Raw genomic sequence first — 19,948 nt, forward strand, 5'->3', positions numbered from 1 at the left:
GCCGGTCGGCAACGTGGCGGAAAGGAAGATCCGATGATCGCTGTCCTCGGCGAGTGCGTGGCCGACGCCTTCGCCGAACACGGGCCCGGCCCCGAACGGCCGCAAGGGCCGGGGAGCCGGCCCGACGCTCCGGCCGGTGAGCTGACGCTGCGGGTGCACGCGGGCGGCGGCCCCGCCAACACGGCCGTGGCCCTGGCGCGGCTCGGCACGCCCACGAAGTTCCTGGGCCGGCTGTCGGGCGACGTGTTCGGGCGGCTGTTCCGCGACCGGCTCGCCTCCTCGGGCGTCGACCTGACGGCGTGCGTGGACGCCGCCGAGCCGAGCACGCTCGCGGTCGCCTCGCTCGACGAGCGCGGCCAGGCCGCCTACGGCTTCCACGCCGAGGGCGCCGCCGACTGGGCGTGGACGTCCGCCGAGCTGGCCTCCCGTGACCTGGGCGGGGCGTCGTGCCTGCACACCGGCTCGCTGGCCCTGGTCAGGCAGCCGGGCCGCGACGCGGTCGAGGCGTTCGCGGCGGGGGCGGCGGGCCGCGGCGCGACCGTGTCGATCGACCCCAACGTCAGGCCGAGCCTGGCGCCGCGCGAGGCGTACGACGTGCCGCGCTGGTGCGCGTTCGCGGACATCCTCAAGCTGAGCGACGACGACCTCGCCTTCCTCGCCCCGGACGAGCCGGTGGAGCGGGTCTGCGACACCTGGCACGCCGCCGGGGCGCCGCTGGTCATCGTCACCCGGGGCGGCGCCGGGGCGCTTGTCTCGCTGAACGGCGCGCGGACGGAGGTCGCGGCGCCGCGGGTCACGGTCGTGGACACGGTCGGCGCGGGCGACGCGTTCACCGCCGGGCTGCTGCACCGGCTCGGCGACCGGGGCCTGCTGGGCGGCCGGCTGGACGGGCTGGACCTGGAGACGGCCGCCGACGCCGCCGCGTTCGCCGCCCGGGTGGCGGCCCTGACGTGCGCGGTCGCGGGCGCCGACCCGCCGTGGGCACGCGACCTGGACGACCGGGCGACCGCCTGAGGCCGCCCGGCCCGCGTAGATCGTTTGCCCCCGCGGGCGGCGGGTAGGGCCGGGGCGGGGGTGTCGAGATGGCAGAGTACGAAGCGACGCGAGAGATGCCCGCGACCAGTGCGACGGTCTTCGAGGTGGCCTCCGACGTGGGGCTCGTCAACCAGTGGCTGCCCCATGGGCTGATCGTGCGCGACAGCGGCGCGGGCACCGTGGAGGCGGCCGGCGACGTGGTGCCGGGCGACGGCGAGCACGAGGGCCTGTTCGGCGCCTCGAAGGACCAGCTGCGCGTGGAGTGGGGCGGGCGCGACCACCCCGGCTACGCGGGCTGGCTGCAGGTCTCCGACCGGGGCGACGGCGCCAGCGAGGTCACCGTGCACATCTCGCTGCTCGACGAGCCCGAGGAGGAGACGTCGCAGGAGCGGCGCTCGGAGGTGCGGGGCATGCTGGACGAGTCACTCGACCGGCTGGCCGGCGAGGTCGCCCGGCGCGCCTGAGCGCACCGGGCCGGCCCCGCCGTGGACCGCCGTTCACCGCCGTTCACCGCCACGAGGCCCTGTCGTCAGGCGTCCTCGCGGTCCGGGTTCTCCAGGCGGAAGAAGTTGCTCTCCTTGCCGTCCTTCGTGTGCTCCTGGTAGATGAAGTTCAGCTTCCGCTCGTCGAACGTCCTGAACCAGTCGTCCCAGGAGATCTCCTGGAGGTCGCCGCCGCCGTAGCCGGGGAAGTCGAACCTGAGCACGCCGGGGTGTCCCTCGTGCTCCGTGCCCGGCACCGTGGAGGGACGGGCCTTGCGGTGCTCGGCCCACTGGCGGATCACGTCGTGGTCGGTGGTGACGAGGCTGCGGCCGGGCCGCTCCTCGTGCTCCTCCGTCGAGTCGATGTGCTGCTGGTACTTGTGCTCGCCCTCGACGGGCCGGTTCTGCTCTGCCACGATTCCCCCCGGTGTGTTTCCCTGGTGACAGGTGCTTCCGGGTCCGTTACCCCGCATCCCGTACGGCATGCGTCACGGGCCGGGAGCCCCGGTGGCGACCCGGGAGCCTCGGGGGAAGGCGTGGGGGGCCGCCGCCGCGCCGGCCCGGGGCACGGCGGCTGGGCCACCCTCGGCTCGTCTCGCCGCCGGCCGCGGTGAGCGGGGGCGCGCAAGACGCGTCCTCCCCCTTATACGGTGCCGCGGGCCGTTCGTCATCCCCCGGTGCGCCTGCGCGAGGGCGTGTCGCCGGGACTGCCGGCGTCGGTGGCGTCCTCCGCCGCCCGGGACCGGTCGAGCGCCGGCTGCCCGAACCACGCCCACACCGCCAGCAGCGCGACGGCCCCGGCCGTGACCATCCCGAGCGCGCTGTGGAACAGGAAGTCCACCACCAGCATGGTCGCCGCGGTCATCGACACGGCCAGCGCCAGCGCACCGGCGATCCCGTACGCGTTGGAGCGCCGTACGAGCGTCTCCTTCAGCCCCTGCCGGAACAGCACCCGGTGCTGCGTCGCCGGCGCGATGTAACAGATGGACGCGACGGCCGCGCTGACCAGCGCCACGTAGAACAGCCGCCGGTCGCCCTCCCCGAGCCGGACGAACCCCGGCGAGAACGGCACCGTGAGCAGGAAGGCGAACAGCACCTGGACCCCGGTCACCGCCACGCGAGCGCCTTGCAGCAACTCGACGAAGTTGCGGTCGGCGCGCTCCTTCCCGGACTCCAACTCCTGATCCACCTGGGCCGCCCTTCCACCTCTTGCCGTCACGCGGACGTTCTTCACTGACCTCGCGCCTCGTCTTTCCGGGCGCGGGGCGGCGAAACCTCCTCCGCGGGCGGCGGAGACGGCGCGGCGGGCGAAGCCGCTGATCAAGGACCGGACGGCGGGGTCAGGGCGAGTAGAACCAGGGCTCGCGCAGGTCGTGGTAGACCGGCGCGCCCTCGAACTGCCCCATCAGCTCCTCGAACGCCTCGCGCAGCCGCGCCGGCGGCTCCTTGCTCTCCCCCTGCCGCGCCTCCTCCTCGGAGCTGAAGTACGCGGTCTCGACGTACCCGCCGTCGGCGGACACGGCCGCCAGCCCGCCGATGAGGTCGGGCCGGCACCCGTCGAGGTCCGGCTCGCTGCGGCGCAGCACCTCCCGCACGCGCTCCGGCTCGCGGACCCGCCCCTCGATCACCTGGACGAACCCGGCCGAGTCGGACCCTCCGCGCAGGTACACGTCCACCTGGTCACAGTCGTGGAAGGCCACCTCGCCGGAGAACAGCTTGGCGGTCTCCATCCACCACTGGGTCTGCTCGGGCCGGTCGGAGTTGCGCCGCGCCTCCTCCCGCGACTCGAACCGGGCCACGGCCACCAACGTGCCGTCGGCGGTCACGCCGGCGGTGGTGCCGAGCCAGCCGTGCGAGCCGGGCGCCAGATCGCGGGCCCACCGGTCCAGCGCCTGGCGGGCCTCCGTCACGTCGGCCACCCGCCCCTGGAAGACCTGGACGAACATCGCCGCCTCCCCTCTCCAGACTCCCTCGCCTGTCCCCCACCACGCTAGGAGCGCCCGCCTGGCGGGTCGACCGGCCGGGTCCCTCGTGGACCCCAAGAGTTGGTGACGCTACCGCCGCCGGGGGTCGGGCTCGTAGAGGTCGCTGAGCGGGGCCAGCCGCGCGGCGGGCACGTCGAGCCGGAACGCGGGCTTCCCGGACTCGGGCCCGCGTCCACCTGGTCCTGGGCCTGCTGGAGCTGCTCCAGCGTGCGGTCGCGCACCTCGTCGGAGGCGTCGGAGGACGGCTGCACGCCCCCGAACTGCTGGGCGAGGGTGCCGAGGTCCGTCGCCGCCTCGGTCAGCACCACCTTGAGGTACGGCCGGTGGAGCTCGCCGGAGTGCTGGACGGCCAGCCGGACGACCTCGACGGTCGACACCACGGACTGGGTCGTCTGCTGGGCCGTGAGCGCGTAGTCGTGGTCGTCCCAGGCCGGGCTCACGCACCCGCCGCTTCCCTCAGGCGGCGATCATGGTCACCCGGGTCCTCAGCCGAGACGGGTGTCGCGGGCGATCTTCTCCCAGGCGGTGATCTCGGCGCGGACGGCGTCGAGGTGGCCGACGATCGCGTCCACGGCGTCGTCTCCGAGAGGCAGCCGCAACGGGGTGTCCTCGGCCTCCAGGGCGGTGATGATGGCCGCCGCGGCCTTGGCCGGGTCGCCCGGCTGCGTGCCGTCGCCGGTCTCGGCCATCCGCCGCGTCGGGCCGACCGTGTCGTCGTAGTCGTCGATCGGGTCGCTGGCCGTGATGTTGGCGAACAGGGAGGTGCGGAAGGCGCCGGGCTCCACGATCAGCACCTTGATGCCCAGCGGGCGGACCTCGGCCGCGAGCGCCTCCGACATGCCCTCCAGCGCGAACTTCGTGGCGCTGTAGGCGGCGAAGCCCGCGAAGGACATCTGCCCGCCCATGCTGCTGAGCTGCACGATCGCGCCGGAGCGGCGGCAGCGCATGTGCGGCAGCACCGCCCGCGCCAGCGCGGCGGGGCCGAACACGTGCAGGTCGAACAGCGCGCGCAGCTCGGCGTCCGTGGTCTCCTCGGCGGCGCCGACGTGGCTGCGGCCCGCGTTGTTGACCAGCACGTCGATCCGCCCGTGGCGCTCCGCCACCTGCCGCACCGTGGCCTCGACACCGGCGGCGTCGGTGACGTCCAGCGGCAGCGTCTCCACCTGGTCGGGATGCGCCGCCACCAGGTCGTTCAGGGTCGCCACCCGGCGGGCGGTGGCCACGACCACGTCGCCGGCGGCGACGGCCGCCTCGGTGATGGCCCGGCCGAAGCCGCTGTTCGCGCCGGTGACCAGCCAGACCTTGTTCATCAGGGTTCCTCTCACAGGAAGTGCTCCGTACGTGACCCACCCTGCCGGGGGGCCGGGGTCCGCGTCCAAGAGCAAGCGTGATAACTGATGGTTATGGACGTGCACGGGCGGGATCTGCGGTACTTCATGACGGCGGCCGAGGAGTTGCACTTCACGCGCGCGGCCGAGCGGCTGTTCGTTTCACAGCCGGCGCTGAGCAAGCAGATCAGGATGCTGGAGCGGCAGCTCGGCGCGCCGCTGTTCGAACGCGCCGCCCAGGGCGTGCGGCTCACCCCGGTGGGGGCGGCGCTGCTGCCGCACGCCCGGCGGGTGCTCGCCGAGTGGGACGCCGCCTGGGAGACCGTGGCCCGGGTCAGCGGCGAGCAGCGCGCCACCCTGGTCGTGGGCATGAGCACCAGCCCGGGGCGGGGCGGCATGCTGCCGGCGATCAGGTCCCGCTTCACCGCCCTGCACCCGCAGGCCACGGTCAGGCTGCGGCAGGTCGGCTGGGAGGACTCCACCGCCGGGCTGGCGGACGGCTCGGCCGACGTGGCGTTCGTCTGGCTGCCGATCCCGGACGCCCAGAGGTACACCTGGACGGTGGTGGCCGAGGAGCCGCGGGTGGTGGCCATGCCCGAGACCCACCGGCTGGCCGGGCACGAGGTCGTCGACTTCGCCGAGCTGCTGGACGAGCCGTTCCTGGCCCTGCCGGAGACGGCCGGCCCGCTGCGTGACTACTGGCTGGCCACGGAGGCCCGCGGCGGCAGGCCCGTGCGCGTCGGCGCGGAGATCGCCGGAACGGCCGAGACCTACGAGGCGCTGGTGGACGGCCGGGGCGTCTGCCTGCTGGCCGGCGGCAACGCGCCCCTCCTGACGCTGGGCGGCGTGGTGACCCGCCCGGTGCGCGGCATCTCGCCGTCCCGGCTGGCACTGGCCTGGCGCGCCGGCGACCGCCGCCCGCTGGTCGTGGACTACGTGCGCGCCTGCCGCCAGGCCACGCCCGTACGGCCCGCCGGGTAGGGGCCCGGGAGCCCCTTCCCCCGGGTGTTCACGCGCGCGTCCCCCCGCGTCCACCCGGCGGCCTCGCCCGGCGGCGATCATGCTGCGTCCACGCAGCCGACACCGCCTGCGCCAGCAGCCACCCCTGAGAGGGACGCCCATGGACGCCCACCCCGCCTCCGTGCCGCACCGCGCCGGCACCTCCACCTCCGTGCCGCACCGCGCCGGCACCTCCACCTCCGTGCCGCACCGCGCCGGCACCTCCACCTCCACCTCCGTGCCGTACCGGGCCGGCACCGAGGGCTACCACACCTTCCGCATCCCCGCCGTCGTGGTCACCGCCGCGGGCACCGTCCTGGCCTTCGCCGAGGGGCGGCGCGACGCCGCCGGGGACGCCGGCCGTATCGACCTGGTCCTGAAGCACTCCGCGGACGGCGGCGCGACGTGGGGCCCGCTCCAGGTGGTGGCGCGCGAGCCGCGCGGCGGGACAGCCGGCAACCCGGCCCCGGTCGTCACCCGCGACGGCCGCGTCGTGCTCGTCCACGTGCGCAACGCCGCCGACGCCACGGAGGACAAGATCCGGCGCGGCCAGGTCCCGGCCGCGAACGGCCGGCGCGTGTACGTCCAGACGAGCGACGACGACGGGGCGACGTGGTCGGAGGCCCGCGAGATCACCGCCGGCGTCAAGCGCCCCGAGTGGCGGTGGTACGCCACGGGCCCCGGCCACGCCGTCGAGCTGCGGCACGGGCCGCACGCGGGCCGGATCGCGGTGCCCGGCAACCACTCGCTCCCGCCCACCGGCGCCGACAACGGCACCGAGGGCAGGTACAACGGCGGGCACGCCCTGCTCAGCGACGACGGCGGCGCGACCTGGCGCATCGGCTACACCGACGACAACCCCGACGGGTACGTCAACGTCAACGAGACCACGGCCGCCGAGCTGCCCGGCGGCCGCCTCTACCTCAACTGCCGCACCGACTCCGCCGCGCCGGGCACCCGCGCCGACGCGTACTCGGCCGACGGCGGGCAGACGCTGAAGCTGCCGTTCCGCCCTCAGGCCGGCGTGGTGTGCCCGGTCGTGGAGTGCAGCGTCCTGGCCTGGGACGACCCGGGCGTGCTCCTCCTGTCCGGCCCCGCCGCCCCGGACGCGCGGGCCGTGATGACCGTCCGCGTGAGCGGCGACGACGGCGTCACCTGGCGTCCCGCGTACACGGTGTCGGGTCTGCCCGCCGCCTACTCGGACCTGGCGCGGGTGGACGCGGACACGGTCGGGCTGCTGTTCGAGACGGGCGACTTCTCCGCGTACGAGACCATCACCTTCCTCCGCCTCCCCCTCGCCGAACTCGTGAGGACGTAAGTTGTCCGACAACATGGCGAGTCGTATGATGACTGGCATGATGTCTGCCTCCGACCGCATCACGTGGGTGCGGCTGTCCTCCGCCTACCTCCCCCTCGACACCCCCGTCAGCGACGCCAAGGTGCTCACCGGGCGGCAGCGGCCGATGACCGAGATCGCGTTCCTGTTCGCCGAGATCGGCACGGAGAGCGGCCACGAGGGCGTCGGGTTCGGCTACTCCAAGCGCGCCGGCGGCCCCGGGCAGTACGCCCACGCCCGCGAGATCGCCCCCGAGCTGCTCGGCGAGGACCCCAGCGACATCGCCCGCCTGTGGGACAAGCTGGTCTGGGCCGGTGCGTCCGTCGGGCGCAGCGGCCTGGCCACGCAGGCCATCGCCGCCATCGACGTGGCGCTGTGGGACCTCAAGGCCAAGCGCGCCGGCCTCCCCCTGGCCAAGCTCATCGGCGCCCACCGCGACTCCGTCCGCTGCTACAACACCTCGGGCGGTTTCCTGCACGCCCCGGTCGAGCAGGTCCTGGACAACGCCACCGCCGCCCTGGAGCGCGGCATCGGCGGCATCAAGATCAAGGTCGGTCACCCCGACTCGCGGGTGGACCTGGCCCGCGTCACCGCGGTCCGCGAGCACCTCGGCGACGCCGTGCCCCTCATGGTGGACGCCAACCAGCAGTGGGACCGCCCCACCGCCCAGCGGCTCGGCCGGGCGCTGGAGCCGTACGGGCTGGTGTGGATCGAGGAGCCGCTCGACGCCTACGACAGCGCCGGCCACGCGGCGCTCGCCGCCTCCCTCGACACGCCGATCGCGACGGGCGAGATGCTGACCAGCGTCGCCGAGCACGCCGAGCTCATCCGCGCGGGCGCCGCCGACGTCATCCAGCCCGACGCGCCCCGCATCGGCGGCATCACCCCGTTCCTGCGCCTGGCCGCCCTCGCCGAGCACCAGCGGCTGCAGCTCGCGCCGCACTTCGCCATGGAGATCCACGTGCACCTCGCCGCGGCGTACGCGCTGGAGCCGTGGGTGGAGCACTTCGAGTGGCTGGAGCCGCTGTTCGAGGAGCGCCTGGAGATCCGCGACGGCCGCATGCTGGTGCCCTCGCGGCCCGGCCTCGGCGTCACCCTGAGCGAGCAGGCCCGCACGTGGACCGCCGACCAGTGCGAGTTCGGCGGCCGGTAACCCGATGACCAACCGCACGCAGCGCCTCGTCGACACCCTGACGGCCCGCATCAGGGAGGGCGTGGTCCGGCCCGGCGAGCGCCTGCCGACCGAGAGCAGCCTGGTCGAGACGTACGGCGTGAGCAGGACCGTCGTGCGCGAGGCCATCTCCCGGCTGCAGGCGGCCGGGCTGGTCGAGACGCACCACGGCCGGGGCAGCTTCGTCCTCGCCCGTCCCTCCACGAACCGCTTCCCGACCGGCCCCGGCGGGGAGGCGACGCTGGAGGACGTGGCGGGGCTGCTGGAGTTCCGGACCGCGTTCGAGGTGGAGGCGGCCGCCCTGGCCGCCCGCCGCCGCACGGACGCGCAGCTGGCGGACCTGCGCGAGGCCCTGGACGCGTTCGCCGGGGCGGCGGACCACCCGAGCACGGCGGTCAACGCCGACTACCGCTTCCACCTGCGCATCGCCCTGGCGACGGGCAACCATCACTTCGCCGACCTGGTCTCGTCGCTCGGCCCGTCCATGATCGTCGTTCCCCGGGACCGCCTCGACCCGGGCGGCCGCTTCGCCGGGATCGTGGCGGAGCACGAGAACATCTACGGGGCGATCGCCCGGCAGGACGCGGACGCGGCGCGGGCGGCGGCCCGCGTCCACCTCTCCAACAGCCACACCCGCCTCCTCCAGGACCGACCGGCCCCGGACACCGGCGGCTGACCCCGCGCACGAGCTCCTGGCCGGCGAGGACGCCGAGCTCCGTAGGACCCATCGGCAGATGTCGGGGTGGTCGGGTGGACGACACCTGATGTTAGCGATCCCACCGGCGGCGGATGATGCGGGCAGCACATGCGCGCCCCCTTTCCATCGCAGCAACAGGAAGGCTCGTCCATGCGACTTCCCCGCCGGTTCCGGAGATGGCGCACCCTCGGGCGGCTGGGCCTGATCGGGCTCGTGACCGCCCTCTCCGCGGCCGTGCTGGTCAGCGCTCCGGCAAGCGCCGGGCCGCCGGTCCCCGTGCCGACCACGCCCCCGACCAGACCGACGTTCAAGCCGGTCCCCCCGACGCTCTCCCCGCCCACCGTGCAGCCGACGCCGCCACCGACGCCCCCTCCGACGACGCTGGAGGCGTACACGATCGCCGGGGTCGGCGACAGTTACACGGGTGGCGAGGGCGCGAGCAGGAACAGCATCTACTGGAAGGCGAAGCCGGACGGCGTCGACGACTGGCGGCACATATCCGGCCTGGCGCCCCTTCACGCGGCATGGGCCTTCCTGGAATCGGGCCGCTATCCGGTCGGGACGTACACGCTCGACCCCACCCAGATACGCACCACGTGGGGCGGCGACACGTTCGTCTTCAACGCCTCGTCGGGAGCCAAGACCAAGCACCTCACCCAGCCGCAGTACGAGAACGACGACAAACCCGACCCGGCGCAGCTACGGAACGCGCCCCAGCTCCAGGGCATCCCGGCGGACACCAAGATCGTCTACTTCGGGCTCGGCGGCAACGACGCCGGCTTCGGTTCGCTGCTGGAGACCGCGGTGAAGGTGTACTACGAGGACGGGATCCTGAGGCCGTCGAGCTGGGTGCACAACCAGATGACCGCCGTCCGGCTGGAGGTGGGCCGGCTGCTGAAGCGGATGCCGCAGGTCTCGGCGAACGTCGAACAGGGCCTGGTGGAGACGCATAACGTGGCGCAGCAGGCCGATCTCGTCGTGGCTCTCTACCCGCTGGCCATCAAGCAGTCCGGCAACGGCGACATCAAGCAGATCGCCGGGCCGACCCTGGACCTGATGTATCCGTTCGCCACCGAGGTGAACAAGGCCATCAAGGAGGCGGTCGATCGGTTCCGCGCCAGGTACCCGAACGTCAACGTCCATGTGTTCGACCCGAACACGGCGGGACCGAACGGCAGCAGCGTGGTGGCCGGCCACGAGCTCGGCCAGGTGGAGCCGTACTTCACCGGACTGAGGCCCCGCTACCGGCTGCTGGGGCAGTTCAAGCTCTTCAAGATCAACCAGGAGAGCTTCCACCCCAACGAGGTGGGGGCCGTCGCGATCGGCAGGGCGCTGGCCACCTGGATGGCCCACGAGTTCCCGGCGCTCTTCCCGAACGGGCCCGACTTCTCACGTGTCAACGTCGACGCGCAGGCCTCCGCCGACGACCCGGTCGCCGACCAGGCGCTGGAGGAATGGGTGAGCGCCCACCCCGAGGAGGCGTGCGACGGGAGCGACATCGACAGCATCTGCCACTTCATCGGCCCCGACGGTGAGGTGACGGTCCCGACCGAGGTGCTGGACAATCCGATCCCGCTGCTGCCGATGCCGGGAGCTCCCGTGGTCGGCGGCGGCGGGAGCGGTTCCGGCGGTGGCGGCGGGCCGGCGCCCTCGACCTGGATTCCCGCCACCTACAGCAGCGCGCCGTCCATCCCCGTAGGCGGCCCGATCGACAACACCCCCACGGGGGATCCCTGCGAGATCAAGGTCAAGGACCCGGGCGAGCCGGGCCTGCAGGTCTCGACGTCCACGCTGAGCGGTGGGGGGCTGCAGAAACCGATCGACCTCGTCTGGGTCACCTTCAACCCCAGGACCGTCAGGCAGGACCCGTGCCAGAAGGGGGAGAAGGTCGACCCGGACAAGATCCGGGACGCGGCGGAACAGTGGCTGAACACCGGCACCCTCCCCGACGACTTCTGACCGGCCTCGGACGACCCGCATGATCGGAGCCTCCGGGCGGCCGCCCGGAGGCTCCGATCGTCGTCATCCGGCTGCCGGGATGTCGCCCTGGCCGGCCATGCGCCTGGCCAGCGCCACCCGGGACCGCACGTCGAACTTGCTGAAGATGCGTGCCACATGCGTCTCGACCGTCTTCCGGCTGAGTTGGAGACGCTCGGCCACCTCCCGGTTGGTCAACCCCTGGCTGACGAGCTCCGCCACCTGGCGCTCGCGCGCGGTCAGCGCCGGCGGGCCGGCGGCTTTCCGCGCCGCGTGCCGGGGGCCGCGCGCGGCCAGCCGCCGCTCCGCCCGGGCCAGCTGACCGGCGAGCCAGTCGGCACCCGACTCCCGGTAGGCAGCCTTGGCCCGGCCGATCTCGGCACGGGACGACGCCACGTCTCCCATGCGGCCGTGGACGGTGGCGAGCAGCTGGTGGGCCAGGCCGCGCTCGCCGACGGCACCGCTCTCGGCGAACCGCTCGGCGGCGATCCGGGCGGCAGCCGCGGCGCCGGCCAGGTCGTCGTGGCCGCACAACGCGCGGGCGCGGGCGTCGTACGCGATCCCGGCGCGGTAGGCGCCACCACCTTCGGCGGCGGCGACCGCGGCCGCCGACCGGCGGAGCGCGGCGCCGACGTCGCCCTCGGCCCCGGCCTGGAGCGACTGCACGGCCAGCCGCTCCACCTCGGTGTCACGGGTGAGAACCGATGGCAGCGGCGGCGCGTGCCCCGGCTGCGCACGGCCGGCGGCCAGGCGGACCCGGGCCGCGGAGAGATGCGCCATGGCCTGCCACCAGGCCGAACCTGGAGCCGCCTCGGCGAGCCGGCCGGCGAGCTTCATGGCGGGACCTGTGCCGTGCCGCCACAGCACCGGTAACAGCATGACGCAGCGGGCCATCGCCAGGGTCTCGCTGCTCTGGATGTACTCCGACGCCGTGGCGGCGTGGTTCGCGGTCTCGATGGCCTCCGCCAGGCGGCCGGCCCGCGCCTGCTGGTGGGCCTGGGCGATGAGCAGGTAGGGCATCGCGTAGCTGCCGCCGGACATCGTCGCGAGGTCCACCCCACGGGCGAGGTGGCGCTCGGCGTCGCCGGGCCGCTGCAGCAGGGTCTCGGCCCACGAGAGCGGCGCGACGAGCTCCACGTGCGACACCAGGGCGTTGTCCGACGCGCTGTCCATCAGCCAGCCGGCTCGCCCGCTGTGCGCCCGGCCCGCGGAGATGTCGCCGTCCTGCAGGCACGCCAGGGCCAGCACCGCGTACGTCGCGGCGCTGAGCACCGGATCGGCGGTCTCGGACAGGAGCGCGACGGCTTCGCGCGCGTGCCGGCGGGCCTCACCCGGGTCCGCCCGAAGCACCGCCACGCAGGCCCGCTCCAGCAGGAGCTGGGCGCGTAGCCGCCGGTCCTGCCCGGCCCGTCCGGTGTGCGCGCTCAGCAGGGCGCGTGCCTCGTCCAGCCGGCCGAGCAGCCGGGAGATCACGGAGGAGAAGGCCACCGCCGCCGCGGCCACCTCGTGCGGCAGGTGGATGACCTCGTGCAGGATGCGCCGGCTCTCGGTGAGCGAGCCCATCACGCCGGTCCCCTTCGCCAGGCAGGTGAGCAGGTGGCCGCGGTACGGCACGAGGTCGTCGCGTTCCGGCAGCACCCGCAGGGCGTCGCGGAGCAGCCGCACGGCGGTCGCCGGGGCGGAGTCCAGGTAGGCGATGCCGGCCTCTGCCAGCGTCCGGGCGGCCTGCTCGTCGCCGTGCTCGGCGTACCGCTCGGTGTGGTGGGCGAGCAGCGCCAGCGATCCGTCGTTGCCGCGCAGGTAGCCGGCGGCCCGCGCGTGCGCCGCGACGCGCCAGCCCGGGCCACAGGTGTCGTACGCGACGCCGCGCACCAGCGGATGGTGGAAGGCGAACCGCGCGCCCGCCAGCGTGCCGAGCCCCTGCCGGCACAGCTCGTCCACGGCGGCGGCAGCGGTCGCGGCGTCGAGCTCGGCGACGTGGGCGATCACGACCGGCGAGGCCAGCTCTCCGGCGACCGCCGCCGCGTGGGCCGCCCGGCGAGCCGCCGGCGTGAGCCGGTCCAACTCCCCGCGCAGCACCGCCAGCAGTTCCCGCTCCAGGGCGAGCGCCGCCCCGGGCCGGCCGTCGGCCAGCTCGGCCAGGGTGTGGTCGTCGGCGTCCAGCAACGCCCGCAGGAACAGCGGGTTGCCGCCACTGACCCGGTACATCAGCGTCCGCCGGCGCGGGCTCGTGTCGGACGGCATGAGCAGCGCGACCGCGTTCTCGTCGAGCGGGGCCAGGCTCAGCCGGGTGACGCGCCGATCCCGCCGGGCGACGGCCTCGGCCACCATCGGAGGGATCATGGACGACCGGCAGGCGACGGCCAGCAGGAATCCCGCGGCCGGCGGCCGGCGCAGGAGGAACTCGGTCAGCTCCAGCGACGGCCCGTCCGCCCAGTGCAGGTCGTCGAAGGCCAGCACCACACCACGGTCGGTGGCCAGATGGTTCAGGAGCGCTCGAATGCCTCGATAGGTGTGATAGCGATCCAACCGGCCGCGCTCGGTGTCGCTCGTCTCACCCGCCGACAGCAAGGTACGCAGCGCCGCCTCGGCGAGGTCACCGGGTCCGGCGCCGCCCGGCTCGTCGTGCTCGTCGGACATCCGGGTGAAGGCGTCCACGTACATGCCGAACGGGACGAGCCGCTCGAACTCGGTGGCGCTGCCGTCGAGCACGGTCCGCCCGGCCGCGTGCGCCCGCTCGATCAGGTACGCGAGCAGCCGGGTCTTGCCTACCCCCGGATCACCGTCGATGAGGAGCAGCCGGCATTCCCCGGCCGCCGCACCGGCGACGGCCTCCTCGATCCGTGCCGTCTCGCCGGCTCGCGCGACCAGCTCGGACCCCTGCTCCCGGACAGCTCCCGGCGAGGCCGACCTGTCATCGGTCATGGCATCCTCCGGTCCGTCCGGCGATCACGCCAGGACCCGTCGCACGGTCAGTGAAGGGTGCGAGACCGATGATCATATGGATCCGGGTCGATGTCCAGGGGCCCTCTGCCGCGATGCCGTCACGTGGTGACAGGGGTGAAGAAGTTGACGAGGTTGCCGTCAGGGTCGCGGAACAACAGCGATCGGTTGCCCCAGGGCATCGTGGTGGGCTCATTGACGAAGTCGGTGACGAAGCCGGCCAGGTTCTGGTGCACATGGTCCACGTCGTCCACCCGGAACTCGATGATCACGGTGTGGTTGTCGGCCGGGCGGGCGGAGCCTGGCGCGAAGAGCGGGACGGTGCGGGTGCCGGCGATGGCGAGGGTGGCGCTGGGTGTCCGGAGCTCGGCGAAGTCCTCGGTGGACCAGGCCGCCCGCAGCCCGGTGGCCCGCTCGTAGAACTCGACGAGGCGCGCGACGTCGCCGGTGATGATGCGGATCGAGACGAAGTCCATGGGTGTTCTCCTTGGGTCCGAGAAGCGGTGGTACGGCACACGTTAGAACAAATACTGGACAGAATCGGTCCAGTATTGTCGCTAGACTTTGAGCATGTCCCGTCCCACCGGCCGCGTGCTCACCCTCCTGGAGCTGCTGCAGTCGGGCGGCGTCCGCACGATGGCCGAGCTCGCCGATCGGCTCGGCGTCGACGGCCGCACCGTACGGCGGTACGTCGACCATCTGATCGACCTCGACATACCCGTCGAGGCGGTGCGCGGCCGCCACGGGGGTTACCGCCTCGCCCCGGGTTACCGCTTGCCTCCGCTCATGCTCAGTGACGACGAGGCGCTCGCCGTGCTGTTCGGCCTGATCGCCGGCCGCCGGACGGGATTGACGACCGCGGCCGACACCGCGAGTGAGACGGCCGCGGCCAAGATCCGGCGGGTGCTGCCCGAGCGCCTCGCCCGCCGACTCGACACGGTCCTCGAATCCCTCGCCTTCACCGAACCGCCCGGCGAGTTCACCACCCCGGATGCCGGGGTCCTGCTCACCATCGCCGACTCGGTACACCACCGCCGGCCGGTCTCGATCAGGTACACCGACCGCGACGACCGGCGCCGCGACCGCACGCTGCACCCGTACGGGATCGTCACGCACTCGGGCCGGTGGTACGTCATCGGCACCGATCCCGAGATCGGCGAAGACCGGACCTTCCGGCTCGATCGCGTCGCGCACGCCAGGACCCTGCCCGGATCGTTCGAGGCGCCCGCCGGACCGGACCCGGCGCAGCGCGTCCTGTCAGGGTTCGCCACCGCGGCGTACCGGCACGAGGTGACCTTGCGGATCCACGGGACGGTCGCGCAGATTCGCGCCCGGCTTCCCGGCAGCGTGGCGACCATAACGGAGCCCGCCTCCGCGGCAGGCTCGGATCCGGCGACCGAGCGCTGGCTGCACGTGGAGCTACGGGTGGAACGGCTCGACTGGCTGCCTCCGCTCCTCGCCTCCCTCGACCGGCCGTTCGTCATCGAGCGCCCTGACGAGCTGCGCGACCTCGTCGTCGCGCTCGCCGATCGCCTGGCGTCCAGCGCCCGCCAAGCCTGATCGGCGAGCCGGGCCGCCGGTCACCGGTGAGCCCTCGAGTCCGGACGGACAGTGATGTCCGGACCCAGCGAAGATGACAGCAGGACCTGCTCCCGACCTGGACACTGTCACTTCGATAGGCGTCGCACATGCACCGGAACCTGGAACGCCGGGTGTCCAGTGGGCGAGCTGATCCCAACCTGCTCTGCGAATGCTGCGCGCGAGATCGGCCCGCTGGCGGTTGCCGTTCACTGTCTCGACGCTGGCGCCGTTGTCCATAGACGCGTCGATGAGCCCCCAATGGCGGAGGGGCATCGTGATGATCAGGCCGACCCTCATGTCGGCATGGTGCTGCGATCATGAGGGGTGGTCAAGGCAGATCAAGATCAGGCATCGGGCACGGCCGCACCCAGGACGGGGCGGCGAAGGTGCTGCGGAGTGATCGTGACCTCTGTGATGCGGCCGGCGAGTGCCAGGGCCGCCGGGATGGGGTTGTCGATGCTGTCGTCGGCGGCCGGATCGATGCCCAGCTCACGGAGGTGACGGTTGAGCCGGTCGGGATCCGCGCCTTGCCTGTCGGTGGGAAACCCCGGGTTGATGTCGGTGATGATCTGGCCGTCGACGGCGTAGGCGACGTGGTGCTGGGCGTAGTCATGCCGGTGCACCGCCACGGCCTCTCCGCCGTCGCGCGACAGGACGCCCAAACCCTCCCGTTGCAGGCCGCGCCAGCCGCGGTCCTCGATCGCGACCGTCCAGTCCCCGATTCGCCTCACGGTGATGATCTCCGGCCCTTCCGGCTGGGAGTGGTCCTCGTCCATGATGAGCCGGATGTCCTCGTCCGCGGCCCCGAGCCGGCGCAGCATCTCGTGCTCGTCGAGCCCACGAACGAAGACGATCGTGTAGATGTCCCCGAGTGGGCTGTTCTCCTGCCACTCGTAATCCTCCGGCGACGCGCCGGGGGTTCTCGCGATGGCGCGGACCATCTCGAACGTGCTCGCCTGCTCGAGAATCTCGGGGTGGGCGGCGAAGAAGGCCTCGGTGATGTCTGGAGCTATCCGGCCACGCTCACCGACCAGGTAGCCGTTCGCTCTCGCCCAGTCCCGAATCTGAGTGCGGCCGAGCTTGGGCGCCCGGTAGGTGACGCGAAGGGGGGTGAAGTCGGCATCGGCCATGGTCAGAAACTACCGAACCCGGGACGTCAGCCCCGCACTGCACCAACAGGCGAGTGCCGCGCTTGTGCATTTGACCATTCGTGGGATGGATTCAGGCTGTGGCCAGATCTGGAGCAGATAGCGATCTTCCGCTTCCGACTCCTCGTCCATGGTCACCGCGTGATAGCACAGCCGATACCACCCCGGCCCCGAAGGCAACTCGGGGATCTCGTGGACGCGTTCGCCTCCCCACTCGCACAGCGAGAGCCGCCCGAAAACCGTACTGTCCCTCTCGGGGCGCCATCGACGGGACAAGCGTCGCCGAGGTGCTCACCGCGCAGGGTACGGCGGGCGGCGGCTACGTGGCCTCCGAACGGATCGAGGGCACGCCGGTCGGCCGGCACGGCACCTTTGTCATCCAGCACGGCGGCCTGGCCGACGGGCCTGACCAGTCCAGCTACGGGAGCATCGTCCCCAGCTCCGGGACCGAGGGCCTGGGGTTCCGCGTCCTCCAGTGGGAGCTCCTGGATCTTCACGTCGGTCATGACGCGGGCCAGCCTGTCGGCACCCCAGTCGGTGAGCCAGAGCGCGCCGCAGCTTCGCAGCCCTGGTTACACAGACCAGGGAACCGGACAAATCTCCTCTATGCCTAAGCCCTGCCCCGGATACTGAGCCACACCCGCTCAGCGCCGAAACAGCCGTCGGCCGTCTCGGCGCTGAGCGTTTCACGTCAGGCGCTGCCGTTCACCGGTTTCTGCGGCGCGCTTGATGGCGTCGAGAATCCGATGTGTGCCGGCCGCGGTGGCGAAGTCGGGCTCGATCGGGACGCCGCTGCGGATCGCGCGCGCCAGATCGGCGTAGACCTGGTGGACATTGCGTACGGCGGGCGGAGCGTCAGGCAGGACACGGGAATAGTGGTCCGGTACGGGCAACTCGACCGGGGCGCCGGTGCCGTCGGCGAAGTGCAGGGTGAACTCCGGGCCGACCAGCGAATCGTCCGCCGAGGACAGGACCAGCCGCCCGGCCCGCCCGTGCACCTCGATCCTGAAGCCTTCGCCGCTGGGGCCGCCGGTCATGAGGTGCACGGACACCGCAGCGCCGGACTCCAGGAGGCCGCTGACCGCGATCTGGTCGGGCGAGGTCACCTCGATTCGCTCGCCGGTCTCCTCCAGCGTGATGGAAGTGATGCGGGTCGCCAGCGTCGCCGACAGTTCGGTGATGTCGCCCACGGCGGATCGGAACATGTCGATGGAGTGCCCGCCTACCACAGCGAGATGGTTCACTCCCTTGGTGTGGTCGAACAGCGTCGCATACCGCTGCGACCACACCTCCGGCGCCGCTAGCGAGTAGGTGAGCGAGGCCGACAGCATCTCGCCTGCCTTGCCTTCCGCCAGCAGGTCGCCCAGATAGCGGATCGCGGGATGGTTCCTGGTCTGCAGGCCAACCGCGTGCCGTACACCTGCCTTGTCCGCAAGCGAGCGGAAGTCTTCGGCGATGGTGGCGGACAGGGCCAGCGGCCATTCGCTGTAGACGTGCTTGCCCGCCGCGATGGCGGCCTCCACGAGCCCGTCGCGCCTGGTCAGTTGCACCGCGATGGTGACCAGGTCGACCTCGTGGTGGGTCATGAGTGCGTACGGGTCGTCGAAGGCGTGGGAGGCGCCCCAGACCCCGGCCGCGGCGTCGGCGGACTCCATGCTGGTGCCGGCGATCGCGGTGATCTCGTAGTCGGGCAGCGCCGCGAGTGCGGGCAGGTGCACGGCTCGCGCCCAGCCGCGCGTCGCGTGCCCGCCGACCACTCCGACTCGGATGGGTCGGGAAGTGCTCATCGGGCTGCCACCAGAGGCGCCTCGGTGGCGGCTTCGCCGTACAGCTTCTTGGGGGTGTCCTTGAGGACGAACCAGGTCACGACCCAGCCGAGGAACACCAGGACGGCGGCGACCAGGAAGGCCAGGCTGTAGCCGTCGCGCAAAGCTGTCACGGTCTGCACGCCCTGGGCGGCCAGGGTGTTGCTGCGCCCGGTGGCCACTGTCGCCAGTACGGCGAGGCCGACCGCAGCCCCGGCCTGCTGGGCGGTGTTGTTCAGGCCAGAGGCGAGACCGGCGTCGGCGGGAGAGACGTTCGACATGGCGCGCATGATCACTGCCGGGACGGCGAGGCCCATGCCGAGCCCCTGGATGAACAGCGTCGGGGCGATGTCGATCCAGTAGTCGCCGTCCACCGGCGCCCGGCTGAGGAGCAGCAGACCGAGGCCGAGGGCGAGCAGGCCCGTCAGCAGCACGCGGCGGGTGCCGAAATGTGCGGTGAGCCGGGCCGAGAAGAACAGCGACACGGTGCCGATCACCAGCGGGGCGGGCAGAAAGGCCAGGCCGGTCTGCATGGAGTCGTACCCGAGCACCCGCTGCAGGTACAGGGCGTTGAGGAACTGGAAGCCGAATCCGGCGGCGAAGACCAGCACCACCACGATGTTGGCGCCGGTTGTCTCACGGTTGCGGAAGATCCGCAACGCCAGCAGGGGCCGGGCCGCCTTGGCCTGGCGCACGACGAACGCGGCCAGCAGGACGAGGGCCGTCACGCCGTACGCGATCAGCTCGCCGGCACTCCGATGCCCCTCGGAGATCTGCGAGATGGTGAAGACGCCTAGTGACAGGCCCGCGGTGACCAGGACTGCGCCGACGGCGTCGGCCCCTGCGCGCAGCCCGAGTGGCTCCTCCGCAGTGAGCAGTCGGATGCCGGCGATCAGGGCCAGAGCGCCGATCGGCAGGTTGATGAGGAACACCCAGTGCCAGCCGAGTGCTTCTGTGATGAGGCCGCCGCTGATCAGCCCGGCTGAGGCGCCTCCGGCTGAGACGAAGCTGTAGATCCCCATGGCCCTGGCCTGCTCGCCGGGTTCCGGGAACAGCTTCATGATCATGCCGAGGATCACCGCCGAGGCCAGTGCGGCCCCGATCCCCTGCAGGGCCCGGCCCGCGATCAGCATGTCCTGACCGGTGGCCAGGCCGCACAGCAGCGAGGCGAGGGTGAACACGGTCATGCCGCCGAGGAACACCCGCTTGCCGCCCAGCAGGTCGCCGAGGCGGCCCGACAGCAGGAGCAGGCCGGCGAACGCGATCAGATAGGAGTTCACCACCCAGGACAGGCCGCTCTGGGAGAAGTGCAGGTCGTTCTGGACGGTGGGAAGGGCGACAGTGACGATCGTCCCATCGAGGATGATCATGAGTTGCATCACGCACAGCACCAGGAGTGCTGCCCATCGGTTCATGGATCGCTCACTTTCCGGTATTGAAGGACACGACACGTATCGTGTC

The 19,948-nt window shown here is 72.5% G+C and carries 19 protein-coding genes; 9 read left to right on the forward strand and 10 right to left on the reverse strand.

Annotation, left to right across the window (positions count from 1 at the left end; translation table 11 throughout):
- Positions 1 to 33: 33 nt before the first annotated feature.
- Both ABZS51_RS03400 and ABZS51_RS03405 read left to right on the forward strand, forming a co-directional pair.
- Positions 34 to 1,014: a carbohydrate kinase gene (locus ABZS51_RS03400; protein ID WP_355435602.1), complete on the forward strand. Its 981-nt coding sequence runs from the start codon at positions 34 to 36 to the stop codon at positions 1,012 to 1,014.
- A 68-nt stretch (positions 1,015 to 1,082) separates the two neighbouring features.
- Positions 1,083 to 1,499, forward strand: a complete 417-nt coding sequence (locus tag ABZS51_RS03405) for an SRPBCC family protein (protein ID WP_310712110.1) — start codon at positions 1,083 to 1,085, stop codon at positions 1,497 to 1,499.
- 65 nt (positions 1,500 to 1,564) lie between these two features.
- Here the strand turns inward: ABZS51_RS03405 and ABZS51_RS03410 are convergent, their stop codons facing one another.
- The 5 genes from ABZS51_RS03410 to ABZS51_RS03430 all read right to left on the reverse strand — a co-directional run bounded on the left by ABZS51_RS03410 (position 1,565) and on the right by ABZS51_RS03430 (position 4,812).
- Positions 1,565 to 1,933: a hypothetical protein gene (locus ABZS51_RS03410; protein WP_310712109.1), complete on the reverse strand. Its 369-nt coding sequence runs from the start codon at positions 1,931 to 1,933 to the stop codon at positions 1,565 to 1,567.
- 251 nt (positions 1,934 to 2,184) lie between these two features.
- Positions 2,185 to 2,706, reverse strand: coding sequence for a DUF6328 family protein (locus ABZS51_RS03415; protein WP_355435605.1), 522 nt, complete (start codon positions 2,704 to 2,706; stop codon positions 2,185 to 2,187).
- Between the two features lie 151 nt (positions 2,707 to 2,857).
- Complete coding sequence (locus tag ABZS51_RS03420) at positions 2,858 to 3,463, reverse strand: hypothetical protein (RefSeq protein ID WP_310712107.1); 606 nt, start codon at positions 3,461 to 3,463, stop codon at positions 2,858 to 2,860.
- Positions 3,464 to 3,507: 44 nt separating this feature from the next.
- Entirely contained in the window at positions 3,508 to 3,942 is a 435-nt protein-coding gene (locus ABZS51_RS03425) for a hypothetical protein (RefSeq protein WP_355435609.1), read from the reverse strand.
- Between the two features lie 45 nt (positions 3,943 to 3,987).
- Entirely contained in the window at positions 3,988 to 4,812 is an 825-nt protein-coding gene (locus tag ABZS51_RS03430) for an oxidoreductase (protein ID WP_355435612.1), read from the reverse strand.
- A 99-nt stretch (positions 4,813 to 4,911) separates the two neighbouring features.
- Here ABZS51_RS03430 and ABZS51_RS03435 point away from each other — a divergent pair, with 99 nt between their 5' ends.
- The 5 genes from ABZS51_RS03435 (at position 4,912) to ABZS51_RS03455 (ending at position 10,992) form a co-directional block, all read left to right on the forward strand.
- On the forward strand, positions 4,912 to 5,811 hold the full coding sequence (locus ABZS51_RS03435) for a LysR family transcriptional regulator (protein ID WP_355435615.1): 900 nt from the start codon (positions 4,912 to 4,914) through the stop codon (positions 5,809 to 5,811).
- A gap of 139 nt (positions 5,812 to 5,950) precedes the next feature.
- The gene (locus tag ABZS51_RS03440) at positions 5,951 to 7,147 is read left to right on the forward strand and encodes a sialidase family protein (protein ID WP_355435618.1); all 1,197 of its coding nucleotides are present in this window, start codon (positions 5,951 to 5,953) and stop codon (positions 7,145 to 7,147) included.
- A 37-nt stretch (positions 7,148 to 7,184) separates the two neighbouring features.
- A complete protein-coding gene (locus tag ABZS51_RS03445; protein WP_355435621.1) occupies positions 7,185 to 8,318 on the forward strand; it encodes a mandelate racemase/muconate lactonizing enzyme family protein in 1,134 nt (377 codons plus the stop codon).
- A gap of 4 nt (positions 8,319 to 8,322) precedes the next feature.
- Positions 8,323 to 9,012: a FadR/GntR family transcriptional regulator gene (locus ABZS51_RS03450; RefSeq protein WP_355435624.1), complete on the forward strand. Its 690-nt coding sequence runs from the start codon at positions 8,323 to 8,325 to the stop codon at positions 9,010 to 9,012.
- Positions 9,013 to 9,183: 171 nt separating this feature from the next.
- Positions 9,184 to 10,992, forward strand: coding sequence for a hypothetical protein (locus ABZS51_RS03455; RefSeq protein WP_355435627.1), 1,809 nt, complete (start codon positions 9,184 to 9,186; stop codon positions 10,990 to 10,992).
- A gap of 63 nt (positions 10,993 to 11,055) precedes the next feature.
- Here the strand turns inward: ABZS51_RS03455 and ABZS51_RS03460 are convergent, their stop codons facing one another.
- Both ABZS51_RS03460 and ABZS51_RS03465 read right to left on the reverse strand, forming a co-directional pair.
- Complete coding sequence (locus ABZS51_RS03460; protein WP_355435630.1) at positions 11,056 to 13,935, reverse strand: AAA family ATPase; 2,880 nt, start codon at positions 13,933 to 13,935, stop codon at positions 11,056 to 11,058.
- Positions 13,936 to 14,054: 119 nt separating this feature from the next.
- Entirely contained in the window at positions 14,055 to 14,429 is a 375-nt protein-coding gene (locus ABZS51_RS03465; protein ID WP_310712098.1) for a VOC family protein, read from the reverse strand.
- Positions 14,430 to 14,523: 94 nt separating this feature from the next.
- Here ABZS51_RS03465 and ABZS51_RS03470 point away from each other — a divergent pair, with 94 nt between their 5' ends.
- A complete protein-coding gene (locus ABZS51_RS03470; protein ID WP_355435634.1) occupies positions 14,524 to 15,513 on the forward strand; it encodes a YafY family protein in 990 nt (329 codons plus the stop codon).
- Between the two features lie 365 nt (positions 15,514 to 15,878).
- Here the strand turns inward: ABZS51_RS03470 and ABZS51_RS03475 are convergent, their stop codons facing one another.
- Positions 15,879 to 16,664 carry a DUF6461 domain-containing protein gene (locus ABZS51_RS03475; protein WP_355435637.1) on the reverse strand — a complete coding sequence of 262 codons (786 nt, stop codon included), beginning with the start codon at positions 16,662 to 16,664 and terminating at the stop codon, positions 15,879 to 15,881.
- 98 nt (positions 16,665 to 16,762) lie between these two features.
- On the opposite strand from ABZS51_RS03475, the gene ABZS51_RS03480 reads away from it, so the two are divergent.
- Positions 16,763 to 17,296, forward strand: coding sequence for a DUF3224 domain-containing protein (locus ABZS51_RS03480; protein ID WP_355435640.1), 534 nt, complete (start codon positions 16,763 to 16,765; stop codon positions 17,294 to 17,296).
- A gap of 72 nt (positions 17,297 to 17,368) precedes the next feature.
- Here ABZS51_RS03480 and ABZS51_RS03485 read toward each other — a convergent pair whose 3' ends face one another.
- Together ABZS51_RS03485 and ABZS51_RS03490 are read right to left on the reverse strand one after the other, a co-directional pair.
- Positions 17,369 to 18,469 (reverse strand): Gfo/Idh/MocA family oxidoreductase, encoded by a 1,101-nt coding sequence (locus ABZS51_RS03485; protein WP_355435643.1) that lies wholly within the window; start codon positions 18,467 to 18,469, stop codon positions 17,369 to 17,371.
- The gene (locus tag ABZS51_RS03490; protein ID WP_355435646.1) at positions 18,466 to 19,902 is read right to left on the reverse strand and encodes an MFS transporter; all 1,437 of its coding nucleotides are present in this window, start codon (positions 19,900 to 19,902) and stop codon (positions 18,466 to 18,468) included. Before ABZS51_RS03490 ends, ABZS51_RS03485 begins: the two co-directional genes overlap by 4 nt.
- Positions 19,903 to 19,948: the final 46 nt, after the last annotated feature.

This window comes from Nonomuraea sp. NPDC005501, from assembly GCF_040605905.1.
GTDB lineage: Bacteria > Actinomycetota > Actinomycetes > Streptosporangiales > Streptosporangiaceae > Nonomuraea.